Genomic DNA, 13,398 nt, shown 5'->3' on the forward strand with positions numbered 1-13,398 from the left:
AACGGAGAACCTTCCTATGAATCCGCAAAAAGGCAGCCGCAGACGCGGTGTAATCCAGACGCTTCAAGGATTGAAGAAACTTCAAGATGCAAAATCTGAAGCCGAAAGTCGCGACAATTTTGACAAACGTTACACCTTTGAAACCTTAAGCTTTCGCACTGGCTTAGACTCTGATACCCTCAGAAAGGTCTTTGCTTGTGAAGTTGGGGTTGATAAAAGTACCCTCCGTCAATGCTACAGGGCTTTTAACCTACAGCTTGAAACCAGTGATTATCAGTTACCTCAACCGGATGCTGCAATTAGCACTCACCATCTAATCGAAAATCCCAAATCCTCTAGCGTAGCGGCGGGTAGCGCTATCCAAAATCGAATTGATTGGGGCGCAGCACCCGATGTTTCTGTTTTCTACGGACGCACCGAAGAACTCGCAACTCTAAAGCACTGGATTTTAGCAGAAGGCTGTCGGCTGGTGACGATTGTCGGCATGGTAGGGATGGGTAAAACCAGCTTGTCCGTGAAGCTGACACAACAAATTCAAAATGAGTTTGAGTTTGTAATTTGGCGCAGTCTCCGCAATACCCCACCCATCCAAGACTTGTTAGCAGAGTTAATCCTATTCTTTTCTAACCAGCAAGAAAACACAGAAGTATCGCCCCTACCAGATACGATAGACCGCAGTATCTTGCGGTTGATGGAGTATTTGAAAAAGCACCGGTGTTTGCTAATTCTCGATAATGTCGAATCAATCCTTAGCAACAGTAATGGCACTGCTTATCGATCGGGATATGAGGGTTACGGGCAGCTATTTCGATGTCTGGGAGACAGCCTCCATCAAAGCTGTTTAATCCTCACCGCCCGTGAAAAACCGACATGGTTAGCCCATAAAGAAGGTCAAACTCTACCCCTCCGCTCGCTCAAATTGACAGGTTTGCAACCAACAGATGTCAAGGCAATCTTTCAATCCAAAGGATGCTACTGTGAATCACCCGTCGAGTGCAGCCACTGTGAATCACTACCGCTATGTAGCAGATTAACTAATTACTACGGTGGCAATCCATTGTTATTAAATCTCGTCTCTGCAAGCATTTGCAATTTATTTGATGGGGGCATTCCGGAATTTGTGAATCAAAATATCGCAATTTTTGGCAAAATTAGCCAGGTTTTTGAACAGCAGCTTAAAGGTTTATCAGAGGAAGAAAAAGCAGCGATCGAATGGCTAGCGATTAATGGCAAACCGGCTTCATTTGCAGAAATGCGATCGCACCTCCTCCGATCGCTATCACCGCAAAAACTGCTAGGGGTGTTGGAATCTCTCCAAGAGCGCTCTTTAATTGAAAAAAAGGCGGAACTTTTCTTCATGCAGCCGGTGGTGATGGACTATGTTGCTAACCAAGTAGCCGCAGCTAATATTACCCAATTCCCGGTAAAAGATCGCTTTTCATCGGTTGGGTAGCCGCAGCGGATGTTTCTCTACTCACTTGCAATCCGCTGTAAGAGCGCGCGGGGGAACTTCCGTTTAATTATGCGGCGATCGAGCGCTGACTTTGCTACTGCCATGCGATCGCCCTTTCAGAGTCAGGAACTATGCAAAAAATCCATTTTTACACGATCGTTCGTGGTAAGGTACGCAGTGCCAGCCCGCGTCTTGGTGTTCTTGATTTAGGGACTTTTTCGTGCCATCTTGAACGGCAACAGTCCCAGGCTTTGAGCTTGGCAGCTCCACGAGTAGACTTAATTTTAGAGCGCCAGTCCAGTAAAAGAGGTTGACAAAAAGCACTCTTTGCGATATAATAGCCAAACCCTCCCTATTGCCGCACTCGCACAGAAGTAGTATGTTGGCTGGGTATCGGCGTTTGGAACCGAACGATCGCGGGCATTACCCGATCGACCTGATGGGAGTAGAGTTGGGTGTATGGTCGGGTAGCTATCAAAATCAGACACAGCATTGGTTGCGCTGGTGGGATAGCGAGGGAAATTTGTTGCTGACGGGAAGCGAGCTAGGGTGGAAAGCCTGCACGCCGAACAAGAACGCCAACGGGCCGACGCTGAACGAGAACGAGCAAATCGCGAACGAGAACAAAAAGAGGGATTGGCGACTTATTTGCGATCGCAGGGAATCGATCCCCATCGCATATGAGCCGGGGCTGTTGCTCTATATGGCATTAGTTCGATCTTGTTAAATCTAGCCATTACTATGAACACTTTACCAGTTGTCTCAATTCAAAATCTCAATCATTCGTTCGGCGAAGGACAACTTCGTAAACAGACCTTATTTGACATCAACCTCGAAATTTATCCGGGCGAAATCGTGCTGATGACTGGGCCTTCAGGGTCTGGTAAAACAACATTGTTAACCTTGATTGGAGCTTTGCGATCGATCCAAGAAGGTAGTCTGAAAATTCTCGACCAAGAATTGCGGGGAACGCCGAAAAATAAATTAGTTAAAGTCCGTCGCGACATCGGCTATATTTTCCAAGCTCATAATTTGCTTAAATGCTTGACAGCTAGGCAAAATGTGCAAATGTCCCTCGACCTGCACAACCATCTTTCTCCCCAAGAAACTAATGATAAAATAGAGGAAATGCTGCAAGCTGTAGGCTTGGGAGAAAGAATAGATTATTACCCCGACAGTCTTTCTGGTGGCCAGAAACAAAGAGTTGCGATCGCCCGGGCATTAGTCAGCCAGCCGAAATTAGTATTAGCAGACGAACCCACAGCAGCACTAGACAGTAAATCAGGTCGAGATGTGGTAGAAATTATGCGAGGTTTGGCCAAAGAACAACACTGCACTATTTTGCTTGTCACCCATGACAACCGCATTTTAGACATAGCCGATCGCATTATTCACATGGAAGACGGCTACCTCGCACAAGACACATCCACAACGGCTGCCACAGGCGTTCTTTCGGGAAAATAATATTAATTCACCTCAACTTATTTCCGAGAACCGGGACGCTTTCCTCCTACCTTGGCAGGACTTTTTGTTGCACCTTTGGCTGGAGTTTTAGAACTACTTTTGCCACTTTTTTGACCCTTAGCTCCTACCAATTGGCTATCATTGGCATTGGTAGGTCTGCCGGCAGGCGTTCTCGTAGTCCTAAAGGTAACATTCACCCCTTCATTCGACTGTTCCAGCACCAACATCGGAGTCGGCTTGGCTTTTTGATCCCACTCAATATGAACTATGCGACCTTGAATTGTCGGCTGCCAACTGTCGTGGTCGTCTGAAGGACTCAGATAAGTTTCCAAACAGTCAATAATTTGATTAATTGTCGCCGATGTTGCCTGAGTCGGCAGTTTCATCAGCTTAATTTGAATCCGAAACAGCACACGTTTTTCTATTTTTACTGCGGGATCGCCAGTTTCGTATTCGATATCAAACATCGAATCCACTTGCCTGCCGCTGCCGGCATTCCCGTTTTTATCTCCCACTGCAGCCTGAGTCGGACGCAGGGCAATACTAATTTTTTCTTTGACTTTTACCTTAATTTGGTTGACAATGGCAAAGTGAAAGACTTCTTCCGCCATCCGCATTCTCAGGTAGTCTAAATTAAAGTCTCGCGAGTGGATAAGGTCGGGATTCTTTTCCATCTTCGACATGGTTTCCAGAGCCATTTTGTATTTTTTCTGGAGTTCTCGATTTCTAAACTCCTCAAACTTGAGCTTTTTGCTCAAATCGTCGAGTTTTAGCTTGGTAAACACCGCTAAACCGATAAGCAATAACAACAGTAATCCCGACGCTCCCATGAAGAGTTGGTCTGAGGACGGATCTCCAGGTTTAGCCTGTTTAGGTTTGGGAGAGGCTACTGCCAACCTTGGTTCTACAAGGATTATTTGGGTTGACATGGGCTTTTAAAGGGTAAAATTTGACGCTATATTTATACAGAACTCCAGAGTAGAGCTGGTAGTGCAACTGGATCAACCAACATTGACATCATTCCACCATCATCTTGGTACAACTGGATTTCTGCAACTGGAGCACGCACCCTCTAATTAATACTTTATCTTTAACTGCAAGCAGGTTTCCGAAATATCGGAAAATCGCGTGCTGGTACTGGCCAATAGAAATGGTGAATTCTCTGTAATATATTATACCAATACAGCTAAAAAAATGTTTGTTGGGCGGTATCCGTTTCTAGAAAAATAAAAAGAAATACACATAAATTAATAGTAACTCTGAGAGCGAGCTGCGGAAAACATCAAGCAGAACAGCCGATCGCCCGGACGATCGAGGGGCCGACCTTGGAGAGTGCTAATTCCTACTGTTGGCTCACTCCCGCCGTCCAAGCCCACGGGGTGGCTTGGGGTGAAAATCGAGCTAGGGTGCGATCGAACAACATCTCCTTAGCTAAGATTACAGCTAATAGCTGGCAAAAGTATAGTCATTTATAGACATGGGAGGCTTCAAGTCCCTCCCCCTTCACTTTTACTTTGAGCGGATTAACCCGCCTCGGCCCAAGTACGCAGCTCTCTATCCCATTGCTAAACGCATTTGGGATTGCTTTTCTGAGAATGTTATACGCTGCGTTCACGTCAGAATTAATTAACTGACCCGTCGATGTTTTGTACAAACCTCGCTTGATCCGTTTACCAGTGAACACAGGCTCTTTTTCGGTTTTTCCATAAACAGGAATTGGGTCTAAACCTAAAAAACTGGAGCGGGATGTGTAGGATTCTTCCTGCACAATTAGTGTGATTCCCACCAAGCGAGCTTTGTATTCTAACATCTCAATCAATCGAGAGTAAGGAATGCTGACAAAGTTTTGGTTGGTTTGTTTACCTAGATTGATATCGGTTTTCCACTGTGCATTTTTGCCGATTACCAGCGTTCCCATTTGGTTCACTACCAAATGGTCAACAATCACACGACTAGCATGATGCAAATAATTATCAACTTTCTGGTTGCGACAGCGAGTTAAGCGCTGAATCCGGGGTGAAGTTTTGCGATTCCCTTTCAATTGGGATTGTAATCGGGATTTGCGTTTGTTGTAGAACTGGTTAATCGATTTTAATGGTCGCCCGTTAATCAACAAAGGGATAAATCCCGGCTGATTTGAAGTTAACGCCACTAAATTATCCAGTCCTAAATCAATACTAGCTACAGAGTTGGCATTGCCAAGGGTAGACTCCGGTTCATCATAAATCACCTCAATTACATAGGAATCACATTTCGGAACCAGTCTAACTTGACAAATCTGGTTGGGATTGAGTTGGGTTTTAATTGAAAGTTCAGTGCCGGAAAGTTTAATGATTCCTTTCTTCAACTGTTTACTACTAATCGCTTGAATCGTGTAGACGAGAAGGTTTCGCCCTTTGACTTTATCTTTGTACTTTGGCAGCTTTGGGCGACCAGTGAATTTTGAATAATCAGCCTTGTAAGCTTTAACTGCTTCAAAAAACGATTTCCAATTCTTGTCTAGCACCATCAAGATTTGCTGACTTACTTTAGCAGGCAAAGCCTTATATGCTTCGTGAGACTTCATCAATCGGTTCATTTCGTTGTAGTTGACATAACCCCATCCATAAATAAAGCTCTGACGAATGACGTAATTGGCGGCATTGTAGAGGTTTTTGGACTTGAAAGCTAATTCGTCAATCTTGACAAAACGATGTTCCGTCGATTTAATGATGTGCCTCTCTGTTAGCTGCATTTGAGACTTCCGTTCTTTGAGTTGTGCGTATTTCTTGTTCAACACTCATAGCGATATGATACCATTATTGTTTATAATTGCTTATAAATTCAACGAAGATTTACAATACCACCAATATTCGATCGTGACCTACGAACCCCTGCATCACAAATATCGCCCTCAGACATTTGCCGAATTAGTCGGTCAAGAGGCGATCGCCCAAACCCTCACCAGCGCCATCCTGCAAGAGCGCATAGCACCAGCATATCTATTCACCGGCCCCAGAGGCACCGGTAAAACCTCTAGTGCCAGAATTTTCGCCAAATCCCTCAACTGTATTTCTACAGTTGCCCCCACCCCCACACCCTGCGGCAAATGCAACGTTTGCCAAGAAATTGCCCGAGGTTCGACACTAGATGTCATCGAAATTGACGCCGCCAGCAACACCGGAGTAGATAACATTCGGGATTTGATCGAACGAGCTCAATTTTCCCCCGTACAGTGCCGCTATAAAGTATATGTAATCGACGAAGTTCATATGCTCAGTACCCAGGCATTTAATGCCTTATTAAAAACATTAGAAGAACCGCCCGATCGCGTTGTATTCGTCCTCGCCACAACCGACCCACAAAGAGTATTACCAACTATTATTTCTCGATGTCAAAAGTTCGATTTTCGCCGCATTCCCCTCGAAGCAATGATTGCTCACTTGCACAAAATTGCCCAATTAGAAAATATCAATATTGCCAGTGATGCAGTACAAATGGTTGCTCAAATGGCCCAAGGAGGTCTGCGAGATGCCGAAAGTTTGCTCGACCAACTGAGCTTATTTCCCGGTCAAGTAACAGTCGAAAAAGTTTGGGATTTAGTCGGCGCAGTCCCTGAAAATGACTTAATGGATTTGCTACAAGCTATTGATACAGATAACGCTACAGCACTAATAGACATGACCCGCCACCTCATGGATCGCGGTCGGGAACCGCTAATCGTGCTGCAAAGTCTCGCCAGCTTTTACCGAGATTTGCTAATAGCAAAAGCTGCACCTAAACGGTCAGATTTAGTAGCTTTAACATCTGCAACTTGGGAAAAACTGGGGGATTTTGCCCGCCATTGGGATGCGGAGTTGATTTTGGCAGGTCAGAAACATTTGCAAACCCATGAAGTGCAAATTAAAAATACCACTCAGCCGCGTTTATGGCTGGAAGTAACGCTGTTGGGATTGTTGCCCTCAGCAATTAGAACTCAGCCACAACCAACAGCGGAACCATCTAAAAATATTACTCAACCACCACAAAATCACCCCCCCCAACCCCCCCTTGCTAAGGGGGGGAGTCAGATATCTAATATTGAACCACCTCCCGCTGCCAAACCTCAAAATCCTCCACCGACTTCGCCGCCTGTGGCTAATAGAACAGAAAGCACACCTCCTGCTGCGATTCCCGCACCTGTACCAACTGCTGAAACGAATCAAACAAATTATTCACCGACTAATTCAGCCGATGAAATCGATTTAAATCGAGTGTGGGAACAGGTACTTGACCGCGTGCGACCGCATGGCACTCAATCGCTACTTCGCCAACATGGACAGCTAGTAATTTTTAGCAATAATACTGCTCATGTTAAGATTAGTTCGCAGCCGTTGCTCAATATGGTTAAAGATAAAGTAGCTAATATTGAAGAAGCTTTTTTGCAAATTTTTAACCGTCGAGTAACAGTAAAAGTGGGCTTGACAAATCCCGCTGAAACTAATAGTTCCCGCGCCAAGGATTTGCCTACTTCTAACGGACGTGTTGGCGAAAATCCCAGGAATTCTCATCCTGCGGATGATGCGGGCCAACAGGTGCAGAACTCGGCGGGTTCTGAGATTACAGATGATTTTTTGGGGAAGGGTGGAGAAGAACAAAAACACCCGCCAGCGGCTGAAAATACCGCCGTTAATGTGTCGGCAATTTCCGAATCGCGATCGCCCACCAACGGCTCTACCGACTCTCAAAATGACTCTAAAGCTCAGGCTATAGCGGTGCGTGATGACGCTCAATATGTCGCGAATACGGCTAGGCAATTGGCTGCTATGTTTGACGGGGAAGTAGTCGATTTGTCGGATGACTTGGAGATTTGGGAGTCGGAAACTTTTAGATTGGAATCAGAGGAAAATTTTCCAGAGTTGTCTTCAGAGTCAGATGAGGATGATTTCATCGATTGGTAAATCTATGCTTGCGGCAGCGAAATATGCAAAATTTCGCCGCTGGCACAAAATCCAGCGCGGGTGTAAACTCGAAATTCCTCCTCGTGTCCCGCCATCAGAAACGCCACCGCAACACCCGCGTCGAAAGCTTCTCGCAGCAGCCGGGCCGTCAATGCCCCTGCTATGCCCCGCCGGCGAAAAGGGACGCGCACGCCGATACCGGCGATTTCTGTCGTCTGATTTGCCGGCACAGTACAGATTCCAGCCCCCGCAGGTTCGCCCGTTGCTGCTACGCGGGCGAGTACCGCGATGCTGCCTGCTACCAGACTTTTCCGAAGAGTGTCAACGTCTTCAGGGCTTGGTGCAGCCTCTCCGAAAGCCTCGTGTTGCGCCGCCGCTGTACCGAGGATCTCGGCCTCGGAAACTGGCACAATTAGTTCGATGTCTGGGGGGATGGGAAGCAATTTCTCGGAACCCGGAGTGCAAGTCATCAGTGGCAAGCGTCCCTCAACGGTGAAACCGGCGGATATCAGCGTTTCTTCGACAGCCGGCGCTAGTTTCGCGACATACTCCAAACGCGGCTTTCGCCCGCGCTGAGAGTACGCAGCGATTAGGGCGTTGACATCGGCGAGCGAGGGTGCGGCGCCGTCGTCGGGAATCGCATAGTTCAGATAAGGGTTGGCGCTGTGACGGCTGAAGGTAGCGAGGAACGGCCCGATCCGGTCGGTGTCGCGCTGCTGGCTCGCGGCAAAGCGCAGGTATGATTGAATGCGAGATTGCATAAGTGGCTGTGCTGAAAACCTTGCTTTTAAGCCGATTCCGGTTTTGGTAGCGAAGACGGAAGTACCAACAACTCAGCCGTCGATCGCTTCTCGACCATTTCCTTAGTAATCGTACACCGGGCAACATCCTTGCGCGACGGCAACTCGTACATCACATCCAACATCAATTCTTCGACAATTCCCCGCAGCGCCCGTGCTCCAGTTTTGCGGCGGTATGCTTCCTGGGCGATCGCCCGAATCGCCTCTGGCTTAAAGTCCAACTGCACATTATCCATCTTCAGCAGCTTTTGATACTGCTTAACCAAAGCATTGCGCGGTTCCGTCAAAATCGCCATCAGCGTTTCCTCATCCAGCGGTTCCAACACCGCCGCCACAGGCACCCGCCCAATAAACTCAGGAATCATCCCAAACTTCACCAAATCATCCGGTTCCAGTTGCTTGAGTACATCAGCAGCCCGCTTTTCCTTCGGCTGAGCTTCTCCGGGCTGAATAAAACCCATTGACTTTTTACCCGTTCTCTGCTCTATCACTTTTTCCAGACCGACAAAAGCACCGCCGCAGATAAACATGATATTGCTAGTGTCAATTTGGATGCAGTCTTGGTAGGGATGCTTGCGGCCGCCTTGAGGAGGTACATTGGCGATCGTCCCCTCCAGCATTTTCAGCAGCGCCTGCTGCACGCCTTCACCCGACACATCCCGCGTAATCGAAGGATTTTCGCTCTTGCGGGCAATTTTGTCAATTTCATCAATATAAATAATTCCGCGCTGCGCCTCTTCCACGTCCATATCTGCCACTTGCAGCAGCCGCAGCAAAATATTTTCCACATCTTCCCCGACATAGCCCGCTTCCGTCAGCGTCGTCGCGTCAGCCACCGCAAAGGGTACGTCTAGCATATCCGCCAAAGTCTGAGCCAGCAGAGTTTTGCCGCAGCCCGTCGGCCCGATTAACAAAATATTCGATTTTTGTAGTTCTACTTCTTCCGGCGGGTGTTTGCCGCTATTTTTGGCATGGATAAAGCTGAGGCGCTTGTAGTGGTTATAAACTGCCACCGAGAGTACCTTTTTCGCCTCATTTTGCCCGATCGCGTTTTCGTCGAGGTAATTTTTAATTTCCCTCGGCTTGGGAATTTGGCTCATCGACATACTTTTGCCCGAGGTAGCGCGGCGCTTTTGCGTGGTTTCCTGCTTCGGGGCCACAGCCGCTGCGGGCACTGCACTCGAATCAAACAACTCCTCATCTAAAATTTCATTGCACAAGTCAACGCATTCGTCGCAGATATACACCCCGGGCCCTGCGATCAACTTGCGTACTTGCTCTTGAGACTTGCCACAAAACGAACATTTTAGATGGGAGTCGTACTTAGACATAACAGCCTCTTATTTCAGTGGAGTGACATTCTCTCCCGCTGCCGGAAGGTTTTCTTTGGCGATAACTCGATCGACCAAACCGTAATTTTTGGCTTCCTCGGCTGACATAAAAAAGTCACGCTCTGTATCCGCCTCTAATTTGTCGATCGGTTGACCTGTGTGGTGCGCTAGCAGTTGATTCAGCTTACGCTTATGATAAAGGATTTCTTTGGCTTGAATCTCAATATCAACTGCTTGACCTTGAGCGCCTCCAAGCGGCTGGTGAATCATAATCCGGGAACTCGGAAGAGACATCCGCTTACCGTGGGCTCCTGCTGTCAGTAGAAATGCGCCCATACTCGCTGCCAAACCGTAACAAATCGTCACCACATCCGGGCGGATTTGCTGCATTGTGTCATAAATTGCCATGCCGGCCGTCACCGAGCCACCGGGGGAATTAATGTACATTTGGACATCTTTTTCTGGGTCTTCGGCATCTAGATACAATAGCTGAGCCACTATTGAGTCAGCAACTTCGTCGGTTACGGGAGTTCCTAAAAACACAATTCGCTCCCGCAGCAAGCGCGAGTAAATGTCAAAAGCCCGCTCGCCCATCCCCGACTGTTCTAGTACCATCGGCACTACATTGCTGGGGCTGGAACTGACATCAAAATCGTTATAGCTTGTAATTAGGTAATTGGAAGATTGAGATACAACCATAAGACACCAGTCAAGGATTCTAGACAATTTGCTGCTGCTGATGAAAGCTTTAAATTAAGCCGCCAGCTTTTAACTATTATGCCTCTTCTGAACAGATATCGGGGGAATGGGGAGTTTTGAGTTCTGAAATTGCTTTCTGCGCTGGGCGCCACGCTGGCGGGGCAATGAGTTAAAACACTTACTTGTAAATCATTGCTGCTTCTAGTGGACACCCCGAGCTTTTAGTAAGGATCAGGCGCACCCGGAGCTTGTAGTTAAGGATCAGGTGCGCCGCTAAAATCACGGTTGATTTAATGTCCCCAATTAGGACATTTGAACAAATTAAGTTCTATTCTTCGCCTACAACTTCCACTTCAACGCTCGTGGCTGCTTCTGCTGAATCTTCAGCGTCCGATTCTTCTGATTCTTCTGCTGCGGGAGTCAGAGAGCCTTCAGGTACGAGTTCGATTGTCCCTTTTTCTTCCAACCATTTCAGGGTTTTTTGTTTGAGCAAGTCTTCTGCTACAAATTCCTGCAACCTTTGGGGGTCAAAATCTCCTCTGGGAAACTGCTTTCTGATTTTTGCTACTTCTGCTGCTACTTCTGCAGGTTCAACAGATAAGGATTCCAGCTTGGCTACTTCTGCCAGAGCTAAATTCTGCTTGAGGCGCTCGACTGCTTCCGGGCGCGAGCGTTCCCGCATCGGGCCCATATTTTCTTCCGTAAACAGTTGGTTGATATCTATGCCGTAATTTTTCAATTGGACGGCTTGTTGATTCAACAAATAATCGATTTCGCGATCGACCATTGTTTCGGGAATTTCCACGTCTATGAGCTGCACGAGGGCTGCTGATATAGCTTTTTCCTTATTAGCGGATGTCTTGTTTTCTTGGTCTGCTTTAAACCGAGTTTCGAGCGATTCGCGCAGTTCTGCTAAAGTTTCAAACTCGCTGACTTCTTGGGCGAAGTCGTCGTCCAACTCCGGCAATTCTTTTTCCTTAAGTTCTTTGAGGGTAATCGTAAATACTGCCGGTTTTCCAGCTAGTTCTTCACTGCTATACTCTTCTGGGAACTGCACGGAAACTTCTCTAGTTTCTCCTGGATTCATCCCGATCATGCCTTGGATAAAGCCCGGTACAAACTGATTTTCCGATAATTCTACTTGGAAGTCTTCTGCTTCGCCACCGGGAATTTCTGCGGGAGTTTCGCCTTCGGGTGCTTCTGCAAATCTACCGGCGAAATCAACCAAAGCCGTGTCTCCCAACTGAGCCGGCCGGCCTTCTACGGGGATTAAAGTAGCTTTGTCCGATCGATATTTTGCCAATACCTCATCTACCTGAGCCTCATCATACTGAGCTTCTTCTGCTTGAAGCTGCAAACCTGTGTACTGGCCCAGTTTCACTTCGGGTTGTACATCAACCTTCGCCGAAAAAATCAGAGGCTGTTCAGGATCGAACTTAGCTAGTAATTCTTCAAACTCCGTGCTCAGTTCAAAACTGCCAATTGCGGCAATTTTTTCTTGTTCGAGGGCTTTTTGCAGGGAATCATTAATCAAATTTTCCAAAGCCGTCGCCTTCAAGCGAGTCTGGCCTAGGCGCTGTAGCAAAACTTGACGGGGAACTTTGCCTTTGCGGAACCCAGGAATATTAACCTCGCGAGCAAATTGTTTAATTACTTGCTCGTAAGCTTGTTTTGACTTTTCTGACGGTACTTCGATTTCCAGACCAATTTGGCTAGCTGGAAGTTTTTCCTGGGTTACTTTCATCGGCTTTTTTGATATTTAACAATAGTGTATTGACACTCCCTGACCTAAAGGACAGGGATTCTTAATTCAGCGACTGACCTTAAAATGTTGCGTCCTTTCGGCAATCCTCAAACTTTTTAACCGTAGAAATTCTACCAATTAACGAGCCTGATTCGCAGTCATCCCAGAGGGTCTATCTCCAAAAGCGTACTAGGATATTTACCTAGAGTTCGGGTATGCCCTACCCTACTTAACAAGACTAAATAGTTTGTTTCTCTGGTGGTTAAAGGAACTGTGTTAAGCCCCTAGCTGTTTATAGAGTTTTCGCCGCTCTTTGTCCCCCGGTTTACGCGCCCAAGTGTGTCGTTAACTGTTTTTATGCACTATGGCGCAGGAGTTTAACCTTGACTACTGTAGTCTACTAGAAATTTCCTGACTTTTAGGAAGGGATTTAAGAAATTAAAGCCGTCCTAGAAGGACAGGGTTTTAGACCCAATTTCCTTGATAAAATACATACAAATATGACTTTGCCTGCATTTTAATTTTGTACGCTTTGACTCGTAACGGCACAATTACAACACCTTTACCGGATGAGACTGTAAGTCATTGCCGGCTACTTTTTTGGCTCTTGCCAAATAGTTTTGGTTTGAGGATACTAGCTTTTGCTGCTAGGAATGTGGAGGTTAAGTCCACTAATTGCCGATGCACCATAGCACATATCGGCCTGTGATGTCAATCTTGCCGGCCCCGGCAGCTAGTTAAAGTCAATGGATGTGCCTGCGAAAATGCAGATATATCGCAAAACTTAACCGGATGCGGATTGGGCGTGGGCGATCCTCTTCTGCAAGCTTCGCTAACGGCAAAAGATGCTAAACTGGCATTGGGTACGATCGCACGGATCAATCGGGAAGTCCGATCGCCCGTTTCGGTTAACTGCACCATTGCCATCCTCTCATGCTCCTGATATCGCATAACATTAATTAAGTTTGATATTGAGAATTGCAGTTAT

10 protein-coding genes and 1 pseudogene are annotated in these 13,398 nt (G+C 46.8%); 4 read left to right on the plus strand and 7 right to left on the minus strand.

What is annotated here, in order from left to right:
• Positions 1-16: 16 nt before the first annotated feature.
• The 3 genes and pseudogenes from QUA43_RS25110 to QUA43_RS25120 all read left to right on the plus strand — a co-directional run bounded on the left by QUA43_RS25110 (position 17) and on the right by QUA43_RS25120 (position 2,917).
• A complete protein-coding gene (locus QUA43_RS25110) occupies positions 17-1,453 on the plus strand; it encodes an NB-ARC domain-containing protein (RefSeq protein ID WP_333377367.1) in 1,437 nt (478 codons plus the stop codon).
• Positions 1,454-1,844: 391 nt separating this feature from the next.
• Positions 1,845-2,137: pseudogene (locus QUA43_RS25115) on the plus strand (Uma2 family endonuclease); the annotation flags it as partial.
• 57 nt (positions 2,138-2,194) lie between these two features.
• Positions 2,195-2,917 (plus strand): DevA family ABC transporter ATP-binding protein, encoded by a 723-nt coding sequence (locus QUA43_RS25120; protein ID WP_333377369.1) that lies wholly within the window; start codon positions 2,195-2,197, stop codon positions 2,915-2,917.
• Positions 2,918-2,934: 17 nt separating this feature from the next.
• Here the strand turns inward: QUA43_RS25120 and QUA43_RS25125 are convergent, their stop codons facing one another.
• Both QUA43_RS25125 and QUA43_RS25130 read right to left on the minus strand, forming a co-directional pair.
• Positions 2,935-3,846 (minus strand): hypothetical protein, encoded by a 912-nt coding sequence (locus tag QUA43_RS25125; RefSeq protein ID WP_333349268.1) that lies wholly within the window; start codon positions 3,844-3,846, stop codon positions 2,935-2,937.
• 536 nt (positions 3,847-4,382) lie between these two features.
• Positions 4,383-5,651 carry a transposase gene (locus QUA43_RS25130; protein WP_333377371.1) on the minus strand — a complete coding sequence of 423 codons (1,269 nt, stop codon included), beginning with the start codon at positions 5,649-5,651 and terminating at the stop codon, positions 4,383-4,385.
• Positions 5,652-5,775: 124 nt separating this feature from the next.
• Here QUA43_RS25130 and QUA43_RS25135 point away from each other — a divergent pair, with 124 nt between their 5' ends.
• On the plus strand, positions 5,776-7,836 hold the full coding sequence (locus QUA43_RS25135) for a DNA polymerase III subunit gamma/tau (protein ID WP_333377400.1): 2,061 nt from the start codon (positions 5,776-5,778) through the stop codon (positions 7,834-7,836).
• Between the two features lie 2 nt (positions 7,837-7,838).
• Here the strand turns inward: QUA43_RS25135 and QUA43_RS25140 are convergent, their stop codons facing one another.
• From QUA43_RS25140 to QUA43_RS25160, 5 genes are all read right to left on the minus strand, one after another.
• Complete coding sequence (locus tag QUA43_RS25140; RefSeq protein ID WP_333377373.1) at positions 7,839-8,597, minus strand: GNAT family N-acetyltransferase; 759 nt, start codon at positions 8,595-8,597, stop codon at positions 7,839-7,841.
• 26 nt (positions 8,598-8,623) lie between these two features.
• Positions 8,624-9,967, minus strand: a complete 1,344-nt coding sequence (gene clpX, locus QUA43_RS25145) for an ATP-dependent protease ATP-binding subunit ClpX (RefSeq protein WP_333377375.1) — start codon at positions 9,965-9,967, stop codon at positions 8,624-8,626.
• Positions 9,968-9,976: 9 nt separating this feature from the next.
• Positions 9,977-10,666, minus strand: coding sequence for an ATP-dependent Clp endopeptidase proteolytic subunit ClpP (clpP, locus tag QUA43_RS25150; RefSeq protein ID WP_333377376.1), 690 nt, complete (start codon positions 10,664-10,666; stop codon positions 9,977-9,979).
• A 328-nt stretch (positions 10,667-10,994) separates the two neighbouring features.
• Entirely contained in the window at positions 10,995-12,410 is a 1,416-nt protein-coding gene (gene tig, locus QUA43_RS25155) for a trigger factor (protein WP_333377378.1), read from the minus strand.
• Positions 12,411-13,121: 711 nt separating this feature from the next.
• Positions 13,122-13,331, minus strand: coding sequence for a hypothetical protein (locus QUA43_RS25160; protein WP_333377380.1), 210 nt, complete (start codon positions 13,329-13,331; stop codon positions 13,122-13,124).
• Between the last annotated feature and the right edge of the window lie 67 nt (positions 13,332-13,398).

It is taken from the genome of Microcoleus sp. N9_B4 (assembly GCF_036701635.1).
Taxonomy (GTDB): Bacteria; Cyanobacteriota; Cyanobacteriia; order Cyanobacteriales; family Microcoleaceae; genus Microcoleus.